This is a genomic window from Saccharothrix sp. ALI-22-I, assembly GCF_001984175.1.
Taxonomy (GTDB): domain Bacteria; phylum Actinomycetota; class Actinomycetes; order Mycobacteriales; family Pseudonocardiaceae; genus Actinosynnema.
The window spans coordinates 19,096-38,599 of the sequence record NZ_MTQP01000062.1 but is presented as its reverse complement, the minus strand read 5'-3'; the positions used below and the strand labels follow the sequence as shown (position 1 = coordinate 38,599).

At 70.5% G+C, this 19,504-nt stretch carries 18 protein-coding genes; 8 read left to right on the top strand and 10 right to left on the bottom strand.

Going from position 1 to position 19,504, the window contains the following annotated elements; all coding sequences use genetic code 11:
* The first annotated feature begins 66 nt into the window (after positions 1 to 66).
* On the top strand, positions 67 to 1,005 hold the full coding sequence (locus ALI22I_RS21885) for a phosphotransferase family protein (protein WP_077007403.1): 939 nt from the start codon (positions 67 to 69) through the stop codon (positions 1,003 to 1,005).
* Between the two features lie 195 nt (positions 1,006 to 1,200).
* Here ALI22I_RS21885 and ALI22I_RS21880 read toward each other — a convergent pair whose 3' ends face one another.
* The 4 genes from ALI22I_RS21880 to ALI22I_RS21865 all read right to left on the bottom strand — a co-directional run bounded on the left by ALI22I_RS21880 (position 1,201) and on the right by ALI22I_RS21865 (position 5,965).
* On the bottom strand, positions 1,201 to 2,193 hold the full coding sequence (locus tag ALI22I_RS21880) for a sigma-70 family RNA polymerase sigma factor (protein ID WP_077007402.1): 993 nt from the start codon (positions 2,191 to 2,193) through the stop codon (positions 1,201 to 1,203).
* 200 nt (positions 2,194 to 2,393) lie between these two features.
* Positions 2,394 to 2,819, bottom strand: a complete 426-nt coding sequence (gene dtd / locus ALI22I_RS21875) for a D-aminoacyl-tRNA deacylase (protein WP_077007401.1) — start codon at positions 2,817 to 2,819, stop codon at positions 2,394 to 2,396.
* A complete protein-coding gene (locus ALI22I_RS21870) occupies positions 2,816 to 4,303 on the bottom strand; it encodes a DUF7782 domain-containing protein (RefSeq protein ID WP_083751948.1) in 1,488 nt (495 codons plus the stop codon). The genes dtd and ALI22I_RS21870 overlap by 4 nt, the downstream gene beginning before the upstream one ends.
* Positions 4,304 to 4,471: 168 nt before the next feature.
* Positions 4,472 to 5,965, bottom strand: a complete 1,494-nt coding sequence (locus ALI22I_RS21865; RefSeq protein ID WP_077007399.1) for a PucR family transcriptional regulator — start codon at positions 5,963 to 5,965, stop codon at positions 4,472 to 4,474.
* A 95-nt stretch (positions 5,966 to 6,060) separates the two neighbouring features.
* Between ALI22I_RS21865 and ALI22I_RS21860 the strand changes: the two genes are divergently transcribed.
* A complete protein-coding gene (locus tag ALI22I_RS21860) occupies positions 6,061 to 6,375 on the top strand; it encodes a DUF3099 domain-containing protein (RefSeq protein ID WP_077007398.1) in 315 nt (104 codons plus the stop codon).
* Here the strand turns inward: ALI22I_RS21860 and ALI22I_RS21855 are convergent.
* Positions 6,357 to 7,265 carry a carbohydrate kinase family protein gene (locus ALI22I_RS21855; protein ID WP_077007397.1) on the bottom strand — a complete coding sequence of 303 codons (909 nt, stop codon included), beginning with the start codon at positions 7,263 to 7,265 and terminating at the stop codon, positions 6,357 to 6,359. The two genes, ALI22I_RS21860 and ALI22I_RS21855, sit on opposite strands and share 19 nt — an antisense overlap.
* The gene (locus ALI22I_RS21850) at positions 7,262 to 8,170 is read right to left on the bottom strand and encodes a pseudouridine-5'-phosphate glycosidase (RefSeq protein WP_077007396.1); all 909 of its coding nucleotides are present in this window, start codon (positions 8,168 to 8,170) and stop codon (positions 7,262 to 7,264) included. Before ALI22I_RS21850 ends, ALI22I_RS21855 begins: the two co-directional genes overlap by 4 nt.
* Positions 8,171 to 8,201: 31 nt before the next feature.
* Here ALI22I_RS21850 and ALI22I_RS21845 point away from each other — a divergent pair, with 31 nt between their 5' ends.
* A complete protein-coding gene (locus ALI22I_RS21845; RefSeq protein ID WP_077007395.1) occupies positions 8,202 to 8,453 on the top strand; it encodes a DUF3039 domain-containing protein in 252 nt (83 codons plus the stop codon).
* A gap of 246 nt (positions 8,454 to 8,699) precedes the next feature.
* Here the strand turns inward: ALI22I_RS21845 and ALI22I_RS21840 are convergent, their stop codons facing one another.
* The gene (locus ALI22I_RS21840) at positions 8,700 to 9,830 is read right to left on the bottom strand and encodes a YihY/virulence factor BrkB family protein (protein ID WP_143532355.1); all 1,131 of its coding nucleotides are present in this window, start codon (positions 9,828 to 9,830) and stop codon (positions 8,700 to 8,702) included.
* A 185-nt stretch (positions 9,831 to 10,015) separates the two neighbouring features.
* Between ALI22I_RS21840 and ALI22I_RS21835 the strand changes: the two genes are divergently transcribed.
* The 5 genes from ALI22I_RS21835 (at position 10,016) to ALI22I_RS21815 (ending at position 16,548) form a co-directional block, all read left to right on the top strand.
* Positions 10,016 to 11,731, top strand: coding sequence for a DEAD/DEAH box helicase (locus ALI22I_RS21835; RefSeq protein ID WP_077007394.1), 1,716 nt, complete (start codon positions 10,016 to 10,018; stop codon positions 11,729 to 11,731).
* Positions 11,732 to 11,898: 167 nt separating this feature from the next.
* Complete coding sequence (locus ALI22I_RS21830; RefSeq protein WP_077007393.1) at positions 11,899 to 13,032, top strand: sugar ABC transporter substrate-binding protein; 1,134 nt, start codon at positions 11,899 to 11,901, stop codon at positions 13,030 to 13,032.
* A gap of 94 nt (positions 13,033 to 13,126) precedes the next feature.
* Entirely contained in the window at positions 13,127 to 13,900 is a 774-nt protein-coding gene (locus tag ALI22I_RS21825) for an ATP-binding cassette domain-containing protein (RefSeq protein ID WP_077007392.1), read from the top strand.
* Between the two features lie 37 nt (positions 13,901 to 13,937).
* Positions 13,938 to 15,371: a sugar ABC transporter permease gene (locus tag ALI22I_RS21820; RefSeq protein WP_077007391.1), complete on the top strand. Its 1,434-nt coding sequence runs from the start codon at positions 13,938 to 13,940 to the stop codon at positions 15,369 to 15,371.
* Between the two features lies 1 nt (position 15,372).
* Positions 15,373 to 16,548, top strand: a complete 1,176-nt coding sequence (locus ALI22I_RS21815) for an ROK family transcriptional regulator (RefSeq protein ID WP_077007390.1) — start codon at positions 15,373 to 15,375, stop codon at positions 16,546 to 16,548.
* Here the strand turns inward: ALI22I_RS21815 and ALI22I_RS21810 are convergent.
* The 3 genes from ALI22I_RS21810 to ALI22I_RS21800 form a co-directional block, all read right to left on the bottom strand.
* Positions 16,432 to 18,603, bottom strand: a complete 2,172-nt coding sequence (locus ALI22I_RS21810; protein ID WP_077007389.1) for a tetratricopeptide repeat protein — start codon at positions 18,601 to 18,603, stop codon at positions 16,432 to 16,434. The genes ALI22I_RS21815 and ALI22I_RS21810 overlap by 117 nt on opposite strands.
* Positions 18,604 to 18,610: 7 nt before the next feature.
* Positions 18,611 to 18,973 carry an RIP homotypic interaction motif-containing protein gene (locus ALI22I_RS21805; protein WP_238598503.1) on the bottom strand — a complete coding sequence of 121 codons (363 nt, stop codon included), beginning with the start codon at positions 18,971 to 18,973 and terminating at the stop codon, positions 18,611 to 18,613.
* 171 nt (positions 18,974 to 19,144) lie between these two features.
* Positions 19,145 to 19,324, bottom strand: coding sequence for a DUF7455 domain-containing protein (locus ALI22I_RS21800; RefSeq protein WP_015800348.1), 180 nt, complete (start codon positions 19,322 to 19,324; stop codon positions 19,145 to 19,147).
* Positions 19,325 to 19,504 lie beyond the last annotated feature (180 nt).

The window sequence follows — 19,504 nt, the reverse complement described above, 5'->3', positions numbered from 1 at the left end:
TTCGGGTTCCGCCGAACCTATACCGATCACGCCCCCACGTCCTGCTGTCGTGGTGTGATTCGCGTCGTGGTCGACAGTCTCACCAAGCGCAGGCTCTCCGCGCCGGAACTCGATGCCCTCGTCCGCCGCGTCCTCGGTGTGCCGCTCGCGGAGCACGTCGAGCTGACCGACGGCATGTTCAACGCCGCGTACCGGCTCACCGCGGCGGACGGCCGCGAGGTCGTGCTGAAGGTCGCGCCGCCGCCGGACGTGCCGCTGCTCACCCACGAGCGTGACCTGATGCGCACCGAGGCGTTGGTGTTCGGGCTGATGGCGGCGCACGGCCTGCCGGTGCCCGAGGTCCTGTTCCACGAAGACGGCCTGCTGCTGATGACGGCACTGAAGGGCGAGTCGTGGATGTCGGCCCGGCCGCGGTTGAGCGATGCCGAGCACGGTGCGCTGCGCTGTGAGCTGGGTGCCGTGGTGCGTCGGCTGCACGAGATCACCGGTGACGTGTTCGGCTACGTGCAGGGGCCGAACGGGCCGACCTGGCGCGAGGCGTTCACGGCGATGGTGGACGCGGTGCTGGCCGACGCCGACCGGTTCGGCGTGGAGCTGCCCGCCGGCCTCCGGCAGGCCGTCGAGGACCGCGCGCACACGTTGGACGAGGTCTCCGAGCGGGTGCTGGTGCACTTCGACTTGTGGGAGGCGAACATCTTCCTGGCCGGCGGCCAGGGCGAGGCCCTGCGCATCGAGGGCATCATCGACCCGGAACGCGCGGTGTTCGGCGACCCGGTGGCGGAGTTCGCGACCGTGGCGCTGTTCACCGAGGTGGACCCCGACTTCATGGCCGGTTACGGCCTCACGGGCTTCACCGCGGCCGAGCGGACCCGGCTCGACCTTTACCGGGGCTACCTGTGCCTGGTGATGGTCGTGGAGGCCGTGCCGCGCGGCTACGCCGGGGAGGAGCACGAGGCGCGCATGCGGTTCTACCGAGAGCAGCTCGTCGGCTACCTGGGGCTCTGAGGAAACTCTGAGGAACGCGGAAGGCCGGGCCGGCCCCCGACCGCCCCGACCTTCCTCGGCGTGCGACAGCCTCCGCGTAATGGGGCGGAGGTGTCGCATAGCTCGTGTAACGCACGACCGTGCCGTGACAAGCGTCACAAGTCAATCCTGCTGAACGGTGATGTCCCAGCCGGACCCACTCACTGCCAGTTCGCGTCAGCTCGCGTAGGCGCGCAGCTTGGCCGCCCGCTCGCCCTGCCGGAGCTTCGACATGACCTCGCGCTCGATCTGCCGCACCCGCTCCCGCGACAGGCCGAACTGCTTGCCGATCTGGTCCAACGTGCGCGGCTGGCCGTCCTCCAGGCCGTAGCGCAGCCGGATCACCGCCTGCTCGCGCGGGTCCAGCGTGGCCAGCACCCGGCGCAGGTCGTCCTGCAACAGGCCGGAGATGACCGCGCTCTCCGCGTCCGTCGCGTCGGAGTCCTCGATGAAGTCGCCCAGCGGGGCGTCCTCCTCGGCGCCGACGGGCATGTCCAGGCTCACCGGGTCGCGGGCGTGGTCGAGCAGGTCGACCACCTTCTCCGGGGTCAGACCCGACTCCCGCGCCAGCTCCTCGTTGGTCGCCTCACGGCCCAACGTCTGGTGCAGGTCGCGCTTGATCCGGGCGAGCTTGTTGACCTGCTCCACGAGGTGGACGGGCAGCCGGATCGTGCGACCCTGGTCCGCCATTCCCCGGGTGATCGCCTGGCGGATCCACCAGGTCGCGTAGGTCGAGAACTTGAAGCCCTTGGTGTAGTCGAACTTCTCGACCGCGCGGATCAAGCCCAGGTTGCCTTCCTGGATCAGATCGAGCAGCGGCATTCCGCGTCCGGTGTATCGCTTGGCCAGTGAAACGACCAAGCGCAGATTCGCTTCGAGAAGGTGGTTCTTTGCCACGTGACCGTCGCGGATCAACGCGCGCAGTTCGCGCCGGCGCTCATCCGGGAGTCCCGGATGGGTCTCCAGCTTGTGCTGCGCGAAGACGCCCGCCTCGATGCGCTTGGCGAGCTCCACTTCGTCGGCCGCGGTCAGCAGGGCTGTCTTGCCGATCCCGTTCAGGTACACCCGAACCAGGTCTGCGGCCGGTCCCTGGGCGTCGAGGTCCAACTCGGCGCTCGTGGTGGTCGTCTCGTTCCCGACCTGACGGTCGAGGAGCCTCGGGACGGTCATGGAGCTCCCTCCCCCTTGTGTCGCGGGCTGGCAGTGCGGGTCGTGTCGCACTCCGCGCTGCGTTGCGCGGCCACCTTTCGGTGTCTGACACTTGGGGAAACGCGAACCGGACCGAAATGGTTCCCGCTTCCCATGACTTGAAGACGTCACTGCGGTCACAGCGGTTGCGCGGGGAATCCTGAGGATTGGCTGAGAACGATCTAGAGTTCCACCAACACGGTGAACGGACCGTCGTTCACACTCCGCACCGACATCATCGCGCCGAACCGTCCGGTGTGAACTCGGGCGCCCTTGCGGCGCAGTTCCGCGACCACCTCGTCGACCAACGGCTCGGCGTGCTCGGGCCGTGCGGCGGCGGTCCACGACGGCCGCCGCCCCTTCCTGGTCTCGCCGTAAAGGGTGAACTGGCTCACCACGAGCAGGGGTGCGTCGGTCGTGGCGCACGACTGCTCGTCCCGCAGGACGCGCAACTCGTACAGCTTTCGGGCCATCACGTGCGCCTTGTCGGCGTCATCGTCGACGTGGACGCCCAGCAGCACCAGCAGACCGGGCTCCTCGATCGCCCCGACGACCTCGTCCCCGACCGTCACGGACGCCTCGGTGACGCGCGCCACGACCGCCCTCACGCGGGCACCACCATCCCGTGCCGGACCAGTTCGCGGACCACCGGCAGGGCGGCGGCGGCGAGCGCGTCGGCGTCCAGGTCGTGGGCGTAGGCGAGCAGCGCGACCAGGTCCTCCAGCGGGAGGGCGCCGCGGAAGCCGGCGAGCAGCGCGGAGGCGGTCTCGTCCAGCTCGTGCTGCCAGCCGGGGCCGTCCGTGCGGTGCAGGCGGCGCACGACCGACTCCCAACCGTCCTCGGTGGGGGCGGAGACCTCCTCCAAGACGACCGTCTCCGGCACGGTGAAGCGGGTGCTCAGGAGCTTGGCGTTGTCAGTGGCGCGCAGCCAGTCGACCCGGTCCAGCCAGGCGGCGGACTCCGGACCCAGCGGGTCGTCGTAGGCGTGGCGCAGGTCTTCGCACACCACCTCGGCGTGCTGGGCGTCCGTGCGGCGGAGGGTGACGAAGCCGAACCCGATGCCCTCGACGTCGTTCTCGGCGAACCAGTCCAGCCAGGCCGAGGCCTTCGCGCGGCCCTCGTCGCTGCGCGGGTCCACGCCCGCGTCACGCAGCCACGTGCCGACGTACAGGGTGGGGTCGGCGACGTCGCGCTGCACGAACCACGCGTCCACACCGCCGCGCGGCAGCCAGCTCGTGACCCGGTCCGCCCAGTCCTCGCCCTTGCGGTGCAGCCAGGAGGCGAGGAGTTGGCCGACGCCGCCCTCGTTCAGGAAGGACGGCATCTGGCGGACGACGAGGGCGCTGGCGTCGTCACCGGCCAAGCCGGAGTCGCGGTAGACGTAGTCGACGCGGGGCGGGCCGACGACGAACGGCGGGTTGCACACGACCTGGTCGAACCGTCGGCCGCGCAGTGGGCCGAACCACTCGCCCTGGCGGAGTTCGACGTCGATCTCGTTGATCCGGAACGTGCCCTGGGCCAACGCGAGTGCGCGCTCGGACAGGTCGGTGGCGGTGATCTTGTCGGCGTGCCTGCTGGCGTGCAGCGCTTGGACGCCACAGCCCGTGCCGAGGTCGAGCAGCGTGCCGACCGGGCGGCGCGAGGTGGCACGGGCCAGGCTGATGGACGCGTGGCCGACCCCCAGCACGTGGTCGGCCGGCACGGGTCCGCCCCGCTGGTCGGAGTCCTGGTCGGCGATCACCCACCAAGAGCCCTCGTCGTCACCGTAGGGCCGGATGTCCAGCCCCGCCCGCAGCCCGTCACCGTCCCCGCGCAACACCTCGGCCTTGACGGCTTGGCCGAGGTCGACGTCGGGCAGTGCCGCCCGCACGGCGGCCTCGGACTCGGTGTCGCCGAGGAGGAACAGGCGGACCAGGGTGCCCAACGCGCCGGCGTCCCGGGTGGCCCGCCGCGCGGCCTCGGGCTCACCCCGGCCCAACGCGGCGTGGGCCTGCGGCCCGAGCACCTCGACGACCCCGTCCGCGTCGTAGTCGGCGGCTTGGAACGCCTCACGCAATCGAGCGGTGAGGTCGGGAGAAAGATCAGGGAGCACGACGTCATCGTCCCGCGCCCCGCCCACGGGCACCTGACCAACCCCACCAACCCGCGTGTCCTACCTCCAGAACCCGCGTGTCCAACGTTCAGAACGCGCGTGTCCTACGTTCAGAACACGCGTGTCCAACGTTCAGAACGCGCGAATTGAACGCCCAGAACATGCGGACTACGGCGTGATCGCCAGCGCGATGGCCATGGCCAACCGCTGCTCCGGGTCGTCCAACGGCAACGACGTCACCGCCGCCATCCGCTGCATCCGGTACCGCAACGTGTTCGGGTGCACGCCCAGCGCCCGTGCCGCCTCGCGCGCATCGCCCTGCGCCGCCAACCACGCCCGCAACGTCACCGCGTACTGCGTCCCGTGCTCGGCGTCGTGCCGCACCAGGTCCGCCACCGGCCCTCGCAACGGCAACCGCCCGGCCTCCGCCACCCCCGCCAACCGCCGCAACAACACCCGCGCCCAAGCCTGGTCGTACACCACGGGCTCACCACCGGACAGCGCCAAGCACTCGTCGGCCTCACTCCGTGACGCGGCCAACGACGCGGCGTCCGCCCGCCCACCGACCCCGGCCAACACGACCGCTTCCGCAGGCAGTTCACGCTCCAACGCCCGCACCCACTCCACCGCCGCAGCCGGGTCCTCCCCACACGGCAGCACGGTGTAGAGCACGTTGCCGAACAACGCCGACCGACCAGGCCGTGACCAGCCGAAACCCGCCGTGGCCCGGGAGAACGCCAGCAACGCCGCCCCGTGCTCACCCTCACCGGCGTGCGCCTGCACCGCGATCACCCTCAGGTCGGCCGCCGGCAACCCCAGCCGGGCCAGGTTCGCGGCCTGCCCGGACTCCAGCGCCTCGATCACCAGGTCCGCCTCGGCCTGACGCTCCAGATCCGCCGAAGCCCGCGCCCGCAGCAGGTGCAACGCCGCCGTCCGCGCCCCGTCCACCAGTGCGGCCTCACGCACCGCGTCGACCGGGGTGTCGACCTCGACCCACACCGACCCCAGCAGCTCCCGCCCTGCCCGCACCGCGACCACCAGTCGTCCACCCAACTGGTCGGTCAGCTTCGGCACGAACAGCGGCTCGTCGGACCGCGCCAGGTGCGTGAACACCCCGTAGGCGTCCAGCGCCTGCCAAGCCTCCTCCGGCACCCGCCGCCCCAGGATGGTCTGCACCCGCACCGGGTCGACGTCCTGCTGCCGGTACGAGTACGCCAGCACCCGCGACTGCTGGTCCTCGATCGTCACCGGCCCGCCGACGACCGCCGCGATCACGTCCGCCACCGCGAACAGGTCACCGGACCCCTGCCCGCCGAGCACCAACGTCTGCGCGACGTTCGCCAACTGCCCCCACGGCACCGACGGGTCCACCAGCAGCACCGCCGCACCGGACCGCTTCGCCGCCGCGACCACCCGTTCGTCCAACGGCGGCGTCCCGTGCAGCACGACCGCCGCCGCCGACGTCCCACCGACCAACCGCGCCGCCGCGGCCGGCGTCGGCACCCCCAGCCCCAGCAGCACATCGTCCGGCGCGGCCGCCGTGTGCTCCGCCGGATCGTGCAGCGCCACCCCGCGCAACTCCACGTCCCGCCCCCGTGGCGCGCAGCTCAGGTGCGTGCCGAGGCTCCCCAGCACGTCCACCAGTCGATCAAGGGCGACCACAGCCGGATCGTACGGTCAGCCGGACCTGGGCGCGGCGGTTGTGAATGTGCACCCGGTAGGTATCGGCCGGGCGCACGCGGTGGGACGATGGGGGCATGGTTAGTCCCGAGCGCGACGGCACACCGGTGCTCATCACGGAGGCAGAGCCCTCCTTCGAGGAGCAGCACGCCGCGCGCAAGCGCAAGTACGCGATCATGATGGGCGCGCGCATCCCGTGCCTCATCCTGGCGATGGTCTTCTACCAGACCTGGTGGCTGGCCTTGGCGTTCATCGTGCTGTCCGTCCCGCTGCCGTGGATGGCCGTGCTCATCGCGAACGACCGGCCTCCCCGCAAGGCGGAGAAGGCCAACCGTCTGGTCAAGCGGAACCGCGCCATCGAGGCGCGGCCCCATCACGTCATCGAAGGCTGACCCGCAGGCCGGCGCGAAGGTCCACCGGACGGCTGCGCGCCCACCGCGGACACCGCACGGGCCGCCGCACGAACCCCGCCGAGCAGTGCGTCCAGCCTTGACGCCCCGGACAGCCACGCCGCCAGCAACCCGGCGTCGAACGCGTCACCGGCCCCGGTCGAGTCCACGCACTCGACGTCCTCGGCCGGCACGGACACCACACCGTCCCGGTCCACCCAGCTCGCGCCGTCCGCTCCGGACGTCAACGCCACCGCGCCCACCACGTCCAGCAGCGCCGTGGCCGACGCGGGCGCCGCGGACCCGGTGAGCGCCACCAGCTCCTCGGTGTTGGGCAGCAGCAGGTCCACCCCGCGCACGTCGTCCAGGAACCCGTCGTAGATCAACGCCGCCGACTGCGGATCGACCGACGTGGTCAGCCCCGCCTCCCGGGCCGCACGCAGCACCGCCAACCCGGCCGGCCGGGACGACGCGTCCAGCAGCACGTAGCCGGAAAGGTGCAGGTGCGAGGCGTCGCGCAACAGACCCGGGTCCAGGTCGCCGGGGGAGAACCGGGCGTTGGCGCCGCGATCGGGCAGCATGCTGCGCTGACCGGTGTCGTCCACCAGCACCACCACGCAGCACGTCGCCGCCTCGGTGTCGACGGCGAACGCGCACCGCACCCCGGCCGTCGTCAGCTCGGTGTGCACCTGCCGTCCCGCCGAGTCCGCGCCGACCCGTGCCACGAGCACCGGCGACGCGCCGCACGCGGCCAGCCACACCGCCGTGTTCGCGCCCGCGCCACCGGGCTCGATGGTCACCGAGGCCCGCGAGTCGCCGCCGTGCACGATCGGACCCGTGTGCCGGGCCACCACGTCCAGCCCGGCGTCCCCGACGACCACGATCCCCGTCACGCCGCCAGCTCCACGGCCACCGCCGCGGCCAGCGTGGCGTTCGACACGACCAGGGCTTCGTTCGCGTCCAGGCTCACCCCGCCGCTCGCGGTGTGGAAGTGCTCCAGCAGCACCGGCGTGACCTCCTTGCCGTGCACGTCACGTTCGCGCAGCAGCTCCAGGCCCTCGGTCAGCAGCCGTTCGTGCAGGTCGGCGTCCATCTCGAAGTCGACCGGGATGGGGTTGGCCAGCAGCACGCCCGCCGATCCCGGCACCCCGCGATGCGCCGCCACCACCGCGGCCGCGTCGCGCACCGAATCGACCCGCCACGGCACGTCGAACTCCGATTCGCGCCGGTAGAACGCGGGGAACCGGTCCGTGCCGAAGCCCAGCACCGGGACCGAGCGGGTCTCCAGCAGCTCCAGCGTCGCGCCCATGTCGAGGATCGACTTCACACCTGAGCACACGATCAGCACCGGCGTGGTCGCCAACACGTCCAGGTCGGCGGAGACGTCCCACGTCTCCCGCGCGCCCCGGTGCACGCCGCCCAGGCCACCGGTGGCGAACACCCCGATCCCGGCCGCGTGCGCCAGCGCGGCCGTGCTCGCGACCGTGGTCGCGCCGTCGCGCTTCAACGCGTACGCCGCGCCGAGGTCCCGCCGCGACAGTTTCACCAGGTCGTTGGCCGGATTGCAGACGAAGTCCAGTTCACCGGAGGTCAGCCCGATCTTCGGCACGCCGCCGAGCACGGCGATCGTGGCCGGCACCGCGCCCGCGGCGCGCACCACGCCTTCGAGCCGTTCGGCGACCTCGCGGTTGCGGCCGGGCGGTAGCCCGTGGGACAGGATCGTGCTCTCCAACGCGACCACCGGCCGGTTCTCGGCCAGGGCGGATCGGACCTCTTCGGTGACGCTCGGCGTGCTCACGAGGGGCCATCATCCCAGGTACGCTGTCCGCGTGAGCACGCAGACTCTGCCCGAGGTGGAGACCCGGCCGGAAGGCACGGACCACACCGGGGACGACACCCCGAAGATGTTCCACTACGTGCGCAAGGCCAAGATCGCGGAAAGCGCGGTCATGGGCACGCACGTGGTAGCGCTGTGCGGTGAGGTCTTCCCGGTGACGAAGTCGCCCAAGCCAGGCTCTCCCGTCTGCCCGGACTGCAAAAAAATCTACGACGGCCTCCCCAAGGGCGGCGGCGGCGAGTAACCCCCCGCCCAAACGCCCCCAACCCCCCCCGGCGCGCCACCAACGCGCGCCGGGCCAAAGCCCTACCCACCCAACCCCAAGCTTCGCCCCCTCAAACCCGAGAGCCGAACCTCCAAGTCCCGAGACGCGAACGTACGACTCTCGCGTTCTGAACGTTCGACTCTCGCGACGTGAAGGTTCGACTCTCGCGCGTGTCCAACGTTCGGAATGCGCGTGTCCAACGTTCGGAACGGGCGAGTTGAGCGCTCAGGTGCCGCGTGAGCCGGGGGTGGGACGGCGTGCCGTGCCCTTCACCGGCAGCGGCACGGTGTGGTTGGTGTCGGCGGGTGACGGTGCGGTGTGGTTGGTGGCCGTGGGTGACGGGGGCGACGGTGTGGTGCCGCTCGGCCACGTCTGATTGCCCTCGTCCGAACGGATGCGCTCGGCCGCACGCTCGATCTCCAGCCGCTGCCACCGCCGCCGCTGCCGCCGGGTCATCCGCGCCGGCCACATCTCCTGCAACGCGCTGTTGAAGTAAGCCCCGATCGTGATCGCCAGCCCGATCAAGTACGCGAACAGCAGGAACGCGATCGGCGTCGCCAACGCCCCGTACGTGTACCCGGTGGTCGTGATCCACTGGATGTACAGACGCAGCCCGATGGACGACAGCAGGAACACCGCCATCGCCAGCACGGCCCCCGGCACGAGCCGGTGCCAGGGCAGCTTGTTCGGCAGCGACAGCTTGTACAACGTCGCCAACGCCACCACCAGCAACACCGCGATGCCCGGGTAGTAGAACGCGCTCAGCCAGACCCCGATCGTCGGCTGCCAGGACGTCGGGAAGATCTCCGTCAGCAACTCCGGCCCCAGCGCCAGCACCGGCAGGCCGATGATCAACAGCACCAGGCTCGCCATGTACAGCAGCAGCGCGAAGATCCGCTGCCACACCTCGTTGCGCACCCCGTACTGGTCGTGCGCCGCGGTGATCGCGTCCACGAACGACGACATCGCCGACGACCCCGCCCACAGCGAGATCAGGAACCCGACCGAGACGATCTCACCCTTCCCGGTGGTCAGGATCTGGTCGACGGTGGGCACGATCACCCCGTTGACCACGTCCTGGCTGAAGATCGTCCGGCACGTGGAGATGATCCGGTCCTTGACCGCGCTCACGACCTCCGGCCCGAACCAGTCGCCGAGGTACCCGAGACTGCCCAGCAACCCCAGCAGCAGCGGCGGGAACGACAGGATCTGCCAGAACGCCGCCTCGGCCGCCTCGGAGAAGATGCTCCCCTCCCACGCCTTGGACAGCGTGCGCGCCAACAGACGCAGGGGTCCTTTGCGACCCGCGCTGCGTGCTGTGTCGTCCCTCGGCGAACCCATCGCAACATCAAGCATGGTGCATGCCGGGTGATTTCGCGGCATCGGCGCCCGTACGTCGTAGCGGCAGCGGGTAGGCTGTCGATGCCCTCGACGGTCACCCGCACCGAGGGCATTTGCGTGTCCACCACCGCAACACCGCCGCAGCACCAGTGCGGCACCCCCGCGGCACCGCCGCTGATCAGCGCAGAAAGGGTTCGAGGTTGTCGCAACCGCAAGTCGCCACGACCACCCGACCCCTCCGCGCCTGGCAGCGCCGCGCGCTGACCAAGTACCTGGCGGCCAAGCCCAAGGACTTCCTGGCCGTCGCCACGCCCGGCGCGGGCAAGACGACGTTCGGCCTGCGCGTCGCCGCCGAGTTGCTGGCCGACCGCACGATCGAGACGGTCACGATCGTCACGCCCACCGAGCACCTCAAGCACCAGTGGGCGCAGGCGGCGGCCGACGTCGGCATCGCGATCGACTCGAACTTCCGCAACACCAACGCGATGACCTCCCGCGACTACCACGGCGTGGCCCTCACCTACGCCCAGGTGGCCGCGCACCCGATGCTGCACCGCGTCCGCACCGAGAACCGGAAGACGCTGGTGCTGCTCGACGAGATCCACCACGGCGGCGACGCCAAGTCGTGGGGTGACGCGATCCGCGAGGCGTTCACGCCCGCCGTGCGCCGCATGTGCCTGACCGGGACGCCGTTCCGCTCGGACGACTCGCCGATCCCGTTCATCAGCTACGAGCCGGGCCCGGACGGCGTCCAGCGCAGCCGCGCGGACCACTCCTACGGCTACGCGGACGCGTTGCGTGACGGCGTCGTCCGGCCGGTGATCTTCCTGGCCTACTCGGGTGAGGCGAGCTGGCGCACCAGCGCGGGCGAGGAGTTCTCCGCCCGGCTCGGCGAGCCGTTGACGCAGGAGCAGACCGCGCGGGCGTGGCGGGTGGCGTTGGACCCGACCGGCGAGTGGATGCCGTCGGTGCTCAAGGCCGCCGACATGCGCCTGACCCAGCTGCGCAACGGCGGTATGCCGGACGCGGGCGGCCTGGTGATCGCGACCGACCAGACCGTGGCCAAGGCCTACGCCGAGATCCTGAAGCGGCACACCGGCCACGACGCGACCCTGGTGCTCTCCGACGACCCGAAGGCGTCCGGCCGGATCGCCGAGTTCGCCGCCTCTCAGGAACGGTGGCTGATCGCGGTCCGCATGGTGTCCGAGGGCGTGGACGTGCCGCGGCTGGCTGTCGGCGTCTACGCCACCAGCGCCTCGACGCCCCTGTTCTTCGCCCAGGCGGTCGGCCGGTTCGTGCGGCAGCGTGCCAGGGGTGAGACGGCCAGCGTGTTCCTGCCCAGCGTGCCGGTGCTGCTCGGCCTGGCCAGCGAGCTGGAGCAGCAGCGCGATCACGTGCTGGGCAAGCCGCACCGGGAGAAGGACGGCTGGGACGACGAGCTGTTGGCGCAGGCCAACCAGGCCAAGGACGAGCCGGGCGAGGAGGAGAAGGCGTTCACCGCGCTGGGCGCCTCCGCCGAACTCGATCAGGTGATCTACGACGGCTCGTCGTTCGGCACGGCCGCGTTCGCGGGCAGCGACGAGGAGCAGGAGTACCTGGGTCTGCCGGGTCTGCTGGAGCCGGACCAGGTGCGCGCGCTGCTGCGTCAGCGGCAGGAGAAGCAGCTGGTCGAGGCCAGCAAACGGCCGGTCGCCGCAGCGCCGCCGCCCGCGCAGACGCGCCCGGCGAGCGTGCAGGAACGGCTGGCGCAGCTGCGCAAGGAGCTCAACACCCTGGTGGCCATGCACCACCACCGCACCAAGAAACCGCACGGCAAGATCCACAACCAGCTGCGCGAGTACTGCGGCGGCCCGCCGACCGCGATGGCCAGCATCGAGCAGCTCGAAGAGCGGATCGCCACCCTGCGCTCGTGGTGACACCACGTAAACAACTGCGCCATTAGACGTAGTCAGATGTCGGTCCGGTTACCTCTCCGTTAGCGCATCGTGCCTTCTTTACCGGTCAAGTGTGCTTCCGGTCACCGCCTGTCCCGGCATACGTTGTGCGCCACAACATTTTCGCTCCTGCGTGAAAGGGATGGCGGATGCGCAGCAAGAGCCTCGCTCTCATCGCCGTTGGCACCGGCCTTGCCGTGGCCATGACGGCATGTGGCGCCAACACGTCCACCGGTGGCAACACCACGGACACCAACACCAACAGCGGCTCGGGCGGCGCGAAGGTCGGCGTCATCCTCCCTGAGACCGCCAGCTCCGCGCGCTGGGAAGGCTTCGACAAGCCGCTCCTGGCGGCGGCGCTCAAGGCCGAAGGCCTCGACCCGGACATCCAGAACGCCCAGGGTGACGTGCAGAAGTTCTCCACGCTCGCCGACGGCATGATCAACGCCGGGGTCAAGGTGCTGATCATCGCCACGCCGAACAGCGAGATCGGCGCGACGGTCGCCAAGAAGGCCGAGGCGTCCGGCATCGCGGTCATCGACTACGACCGGCTGAACCTGGGCGGCAGCTCGAAGTACTACGTCTCGTTCGACAACGAGGCGGTCGGCGCACTGCAGGGCGAGGGCCTGGTCCAGGGCCTGGCCGCGCTCGCGCCGGGCAAGAAGCCCGCCGAGATCATCGAGATCGAGGGCGCGCCGACGGACAACAACGCCACGCTGTTCTACAACGGCCAGCAGAAGGTCCTCAAGCCCAAGTACGACTCGGGCGACCTCAAGCTGGTCCGGTCCCAGCCGATCGACAACTGGGACAACCAGAAGGGCGGCACCACCTTCGAGCAGATCCTGACCGGCAACGGCCAGAAGGTCGACGGCGTCGTCGCCGCCAACGACGGCCTCGCGGGTGCGGTCATCACCGTGCTGAAGAAGTACGGCCTGAACGGCAAGGTGCCGGTCACCGGCCAGGACGCCACCCCGGAGGGCCTGCAGGCCATCCTGCGCGGCGACCAGTTCATGACCGTGTTCAAGCCGATCAACGACCAGGCCGAGGCCACCGCCCAGCTGGCCGCCGCGCTGGCCAAGAACGACACCGCCGCCGCCGACAAGCTGGCGTCGGGCGTCACCAAGGACACCAAGGCCAACCGCGACGTCAAGTCGGTGCTGCTGCCCGCGCAGCTGATCACCAAGGACAAGGTCAAGACCGTCGTGGACGCGGGCTTCGTCAAGGCCGCCGACATCTGCGGCGGCGACCTGGCCACCGTCTGCACCGAGCTCGGCATCAAGTAGTCCAACTCGCGCCGGAGCGGGGTGTGGGAGACGCACCCCGCCCCGGCGCGCCCACCCGTGTGTGGGAAAAACCGGGTTAGACGGAGGAAATCCAGTGAGCGAGCCGATCCTCGAACTGCGCGGCATCAACAAGAGTTTCGGTCCCGTGCACGTCCTGCACGACATCGATTTCGACGTGCACCCCGGCCAGGTCACCGCCCTCGTCGGGGACAACGGCGCGGGCAAGTCGACGTTGGTCAAGTGCATCGCGGGCATCCACCCGATGGACTCGGGCCAGGTCCTGTTCAACGGCGAGGAAGTGCACATCCACGGCCCGCGCGACGCCGCGCACCTGGGCATCGAGGTCGTCTACCAGGACCTCGCGCTGTGCGACAACCTCGACATCGTGCAGAACATGTTCCTGGGCCGGGAACGCGGCAAGCTGGGGCTGCTCGACGAGGCGGACATGGAGCAGGCCGCCCGCAAGACGCTGACCTCGCTGTCGGTGCGCACGGTCAAGTCGGTGCGCACGCAGGTCGCGTCGCTGTCCGGCGGCCAGCGGCAGACCGTGGCGATCGCCAAGGCCGTGCTGTGGAACAGCAAGGTCGTGCTGCTGGACGAGCCGACCGCGGCGCTGGGCGTCGCGCAGACCCGCCAGGTCCTCGACCTGGTGCGCAGGCTCGCCGAGCAGGGCTTGGGCGTCGTGCTGATCAGCCACAACATGAACGACGTGTTCGAGGTCGCGGACCGCATCGCCTGCCTGTACCTGGGCCGGATGGCCGCCGAGGTGAACACCAAGGACGTCACGCACGGTCAGGTGGTCGAGCTGATCACCGCCGGTCGCTCCGGGGACCTGGGCATCGCCCGACCCGAGACCGCCACCATCTGATGCCGCCGCGCAAGCTCCCCACGACGAGGAACGCAGCATGACCAACACCACCAGCGAGACGTCCCCGCAGGACACCCCTCCGGGCGCCGCTATCTCCGACTTCGGCATCGACACCACCTCCCAGTCCACCGGCGAGGCGGCACGCGACTACCTGGCCCGGCTGCGCGGCGGCGAGCTGGGCTCCCTGCCCGCACTGCTCGGCCTGGTCGTGCTGCTGATCGTGTTCAGCTCGCTGGCCGACAGCTTCCTGACCCTGGGCAACATCGCCAACCTCCTCGCGCAGGGCGCGAGCGTCGTCATCATCGCCATGGGCCTGGTGTTCGTGCTGCTCCTGGGCGAGATCGACCTGTCCGCCGGCACCGCGTCCGGCGTCTGCGCCTCGGTGATGGCGCTGCACTTGGTCCGGGGCGGCAACCTGCTCGGCGGCATGGGCGACACCGTCTTCTACCTGTTCTGCGGCCTGCTGCTGCTGGCCGCCGTGCTCGCCGCGCTGATGCGGATCTGGGCGGGCACGGCGTTGTCCCTCGTTGCGCTGGGCATCGCCGCGTTCGGCGTCCCGGCCAACGCGTGGGTCGAGATGCTGCTGGCCGTCAGCGTCGGCACCGCCATCGGCTGCATCACCGGCTTCCTGGTCGCCCGCGTCGGCATCCCGTCGTTCGTGGTGACCCTGGCGCTGTTCCTGGCCTGGGGCGGCGTCATCCTCCAGTTCATCGGCGAGGGCGGCACGCTGGGCCTGCGCGACGACACCCTGTTCAACGTCGCCAACGGCAACCTGAGCACCGCGGGCTCGTGGGCGCTGTTCGTCATCGCCGGCGGCGGCTACGCGGCGGTCGTCCTCGGCCGCCACTTCAGCAGGCTGCGCCGCGGCCTGGTCGCGTCGCCGACCCCGGTGGTGCTGGTCAAGGTCGGCGTGGTCGTCGTGCTGGCCGCGGTGGCCACCTACGCGTTGACGCTCAACCGCTCCCAGAGCAGCCTCGTGGTGATCACCGGCGTGCCGTTCGTGGTGCCGATCGTGCTGGTGCTGCTGGTCATCGGCACGTTCGTGCTCGAACGCACCCGCTACGGCCGGCACGTCTACGCCGTTGGCGGCAACCAGGAAGCCGCCCGCCGCGCCGGTATCAACGTGGCGCAGATCCGGATGAGCGTGTTCGTCATCGCCTCCTCGCTGGCGGCCATCGGCGCGATCGTCTACTCGTCGAAGGTCGGCTCGGTCGACCCGAACGCCGGTGGCGGCAACACGCTGCTCATGGCGGTCGGCGCGGCCGTCATCGGTGGCACGTCGCTGTTCGGCGGCAAGGGCCGGCTGCGCGACGCGGTCATCGGTGGCGCGGTACTCGCGATCATCCAGAACGGCATGGGCCTGCTCGATCAGCCCGCCGCGGTGGTGTTCATCGTGACCGGCCTCGTGCTGCTGCTGGCCGCGAGCGTCGACGCGCTGTCCCGCCGCCGGGCGGCATCCACCGTCCGCTGACGTGAGCACACCGACCGCGGGAGCCCGACCCGACGAGGTCCGCAGGCACAACCGCACGGCGCTGCTGCGCCGGCTGCACGTGGACGGGCCGTCCACCAGGGCGTCGCTGGCGGCTGAGCTGGGCCTCAACCGCAGCACGATCAAAGCCCTGGTGGACGGCCTGGCCGAGTCCGGGGTGGTGGCCGAACGCGTGCCGGCGCAGCGCTCCGGCGCCGGCCGCCCGTCCCTGCTCGTGCTCCCGCAGCCGCACGCCGCCGTGGTGATGGCCATCGACATCCGCGTGGAGCAGGTGGCGATGGCCATGGTCGGCCTCGGCGGCGACATCCTCGGCCGGGACTCGTGGAACCTGCACCACCGCTCCCGCGACCCCGGCGAGGTCATCACCCACGTCGCCGACTCGGCGAAACTGCTCGCCGACGAACTCGACGTGCAGCCGGTCGGTGTCGGGGTGTCGGTGCCGGGCGTGGTGCGGCGGGCCGATGGCCTGGTGCACGAGGCGCCCAACCTGCACTGGACCGACGTGGCGCTGGGCGAACGCCTGTCGTCGGTGCTGAAGGTGCCCGTCCAGGTCGGCAACGACGCCGAACTGGGGGCACTCGCCGAACACGTGCGCGGCGCGGCCCGCGACTCGTCCGACATGGTCTACATCTCCGCTGACGTCGGCATCGGCGGCGGCGTGATCTCCAGCGGCCAACCGCTGCGCGGCACGGGTGGGTACGTGGGCGAACTCGGCCACATGGTCGTGCGCCCCGGCGGCCGGCGCTGCTACTGCGGCTGCCAGGGCTGCTGGGAGACCGAGGTGGGGGAGGCCGCCCTGTGCCGCGCCCTGGCCATCCCCGAGGGCTCGCCACGCGGCACGGTGGTGGCGGAGCTGCGCTCGCTGGCGGCGGGATCGCCGGACAGCGTCTCGCACCGGCTGGGGGAGTTCACCGAGTGGCTGGCCATGGGCCTGGTGACGGTCGTCAACATGCTCGGGCCTGAGCTGGTGGTACTGGGGGACCTGTTCACCGCACTGCCGGAGTCCATGGTCGACGAGCTGCGGCGCATCGTGCAGAAGCGCTCACTGGTGTCCCGCGCCGTCGGCGGCACCCGCATCATCTCGTCCCCCCTGGGTCGCGACGCCAAGCTCATCGGCGCCGCCGAACTCGCCTTCGAACCCGTCCTCGGCGAGGTCTGACGAAGCACGGGCCTCCCAGCTCGCGATGCCGGCGAGGATGACGGAGACCTGCGGGTGGTCAGGCCCGAGCACCCGGAGCTGGTCGGCGAGCACCGCCCGGAGCTCGGTGATCGCTGCTGAGACCGCACCGAGTTCCGCGCGCCAGCAAGCCAGGTTGTAGCGGGTGATCAGGGTGTCAGGGTGGTCGGGGCCCAGGACACGACGGCGGTCGGCCAGCAGTTGTCCGAACTCGGCGGCGGCCTTGGCGTGATCGCCCGCTCTCCCACGCCAGCCGGCGAGGTTGTGGCGGACGTCAAAGGTCTGCGGGTGGTCTGGTCCGACCGTCCGGAGGTGGTCGGCGAGCACCTGTTCGAACTCCGCGATCGCCGTGCGGTCGCCTGCCTCGGCCCGCCAGCCGGCGAGGTTGAGGCGTGCGGCGAGGGTCTCCGGGTGGTCGGGGCCCAAGACCTGGAGTCGGTCGGCGAGCAACCGTTCGAACTCCGTGATCGCGCCCGTGCGGTCGCCTGCCTCGGCTCGTCGGGCGGCCAGGTTGTTCCGGATGGTCAGGGTGTCCCGGTGGTCGCGACCCAGGAGCCGCGCGCAGTCCTCGACCAAACGCTCGTACTCCGCGACGGCTTCGGCGTGGTGCCCTGCCCGCCCGCCCCAGAACGCGACTTCGTGGCGAGCGTGGAGGCTGTCGCGGTGATCAGGCCCCAGGTGGTGCTCTGCTTGTCGCCCCAGGTCGCGGAAGTAGTCGATCGCGTCGGCCAGCAGTCCCGCCTTGCCCATGGACTTTCCCGCGTGGAAGAGGACGGCGTGCCCTTGCGGCTCCCAGAGCGCGGGTGCCGTGCCGGTGTGGAGGACGGCGGCTGAGGACCGGAGCGCTCGGGCCAGCGAGCTGTTGGTCTCGAAGGGCGGCCAGACGAGCAGGAGCGCGTCCGCCGCGATGTGCGCCAGGTGAGTGCGCCGCTCCGGCTCAATGGTGTCGCGAACGGCGCGTTGCAGCAGCGCGTGCGCCTGCACGGCCCGTTCGGGCTGAGCGGGGTCGAGGGTGACGAGGCTGAGGCGGTGCAGGCATCCCAGCGCGTCACCGACGGCGTCGGCGTCCACCTCGAGGTGCGCTAGAACTACGGCACTGGTGAGCACGGAGACGGGGACTCCCGCAGGGTCGAGCAGGCTGATGATTTCCAGCAGCGGTCGGGCAAGGCCCTCTGGGCGAAGCGCGTCGGCTCGTTCGATCGACAGTGACCAGGTCGCCGCGATGGTGGCCTGGTGCTCGTCGGGTAGTTCGGCCTCCTCCGGCATCACCTGGGACAGGGTCCGTCGACGGTCCGTCAACCGGTCGCGGTAGGCGGCGACGGTGAGCAGCGGCTTGTCAGCGATGAACGCCGCAGCTTGAGCCAAGGCCAGCGGCAGGTGTCCCAAGTCCTCGGCCAGCACCCGAAGGTGTTCGGCATCGTGACTGGGAAGCTTCGAGATCAGGTAGGCCAGTGACTCCGCCTCGGTGAACACGCCGACCTCGATCACCCGGCGGTCCCCACGCGCCAACACGGCGTCACGGCGTCGGGTCGTCACCACAACGCGGCCCGACGGGTTCTGCGGCCACATACCGCGCAGGTCAACAGGGTCCTGCAAGTCGTCCAGGACGATCAGCCACCGCCTGCTGGTGGAACTCAGCCAGGTCAGGAGAGCAGTCGCCGCGTCCTCCGGAGCTCTTCGCCCGATACCGGGGTCGACATCGCGCAGCACCCGACTGGCGGCATCGGCATAGCCGCTGACTATTGCGGCCCGTGTCGCGGCGGCAATCCAGACCACCAGGTCGACCGACTCGTCCCGCCACACGGCCTGCGCGTGACGTGCTGCCAACTGGGACTTGCCGACCCCGCCCAAACCAGACAGCACGACCGCGGACGCTTCCGCAAGCTGGGTCTCGGCCTCGCGGTGCTGGTACCGGTCCGCGACCGGTGGCAGAACGCCGACCCGAACCGGCCACACCACCGGTGGGGACGGTGGCAGGTTGATGTGCTGCGTGTTGTGGTTTCCGACCTGCGCGCCGAGGTTGTGGTGGACTTCCACGCGGGAGCTACTTGCCGAAGTTCAGCGTCATGGTGTTGCCGTCGCCGATCTGCACGCCCTGACTGTCGCGCACGTTGACGCGGTACTTGCCGGCGCTCGCACCTTCCGGGTCGGTCAGCTCCAGGACCCGGCGTGCGGCGGCCACCAACTCCGGGTCCGAACCGGCGTCGGCGGCCGTCAAAGCCGCCTTCAACTCCTCGGGATCTGTCGGCTCGTCGTCGCTCCCACCCCGGCGCAATGCCCGGCTCGTCAGCGACTTCAAGCCCTGGTAGGCGTCCTTCACGGCAGTGGAAGCCGTCTCGGTCATCCCCGCCGTCGCACCTGCGGCCAATGCCGCCACCACGAGATCCACCGACTCGATCACCAGCATCAACTCCCAGCAGGATTGTCACCGGCAGTATCGCCGGACCCCCGCCAGTTGATACGGGCAATACGCCCGCATACACCCAAACAGCCCATCGAAAAGGAGGGGGGCGGGGATCCTCTCGGATCCCCGCCCCGGACGGCTAGGGTGCTACGAGCCCGTCAGGGCTCGAGGTGTTCAGCCCTGCTGCAATTCAGCAGCGAGCTCACGCAGCTTGGTGCTGTGCTCGCGGGCGTGGTGCCCGCAGAACAACAGCTCTCCCCCCGAGGGGAGCACGGCGCGAACCTGGGCAGCAGCCCCGCAGCGGTCGCAGCGGTCGGCAGCGGTCAACGCGGGGCGGGTGAGCGTCGTAGTCATGGAAATCTCCCTCCGTCCCGGCACCGGGGATCGGTGCCCTCACACCTAGCTGCGACCACTTCGCATCTGGCGGGTGCGCCGTGTTCGCTGCTTCCACTCTTGCAGACGCACGGGCGGAAGTCAGTGTTCCCGCGTCCGTGGCGACTCGCGTCACTCATCATTTACCCGGCGTCGGGGTGG

Coding starts and splice junctions, on each gene's coding strand:
- ALI22I_RS21860 (WP_077007398.1), top strand. CDS start 6,061: ATGGTTAGTCCCGAGCGCGACGGCACACCGGTGCTCATCACGGAGGCA.
- ALI22I_RS21880 (WP_077007402.1), bottom strand. CDS start 2,193: ATGACCGTCCCGAGGCTCCTCGACCGTCAGGTCGGGAACGAGACGACC.
- ALI22I_RS21820 (WP_077007391.1), top strand. CDS start 13,938: ATGACCAACACCACCAGCGAGACGTCCCCGCAGGACACCCCTCCGGGC.
- ALI22I_RS21805 (WP_238598503.1), bottom strand. CDS start 18,973: ATGCTGGTGATCGAGTCGGTGGATCTCGTGGTGGCGGCATTGGCCGCA.
- ALI22I_RS21800 (WP_015800348.1), bottom strand. CDS start 19,324: ATGACTACGACGCTCACCCGCCCCGCGTTGACCGCTGCCGACCGCTGC.
- ALI22I_RS21830 (WP_077007393.1), top strand. CDS start 11,899: ATGCGCAGCAAGAGCCTCGCTCTCATCGCCGTTGGCACCGGCCTTGCC.
- ALI22I_RS21840 (WP_143532355.1), bottom strand. CDS start 9,830: ATGCTTGATGTTGCGATGGGTTCGCCGAGGGACGACACAGCACGCAGC.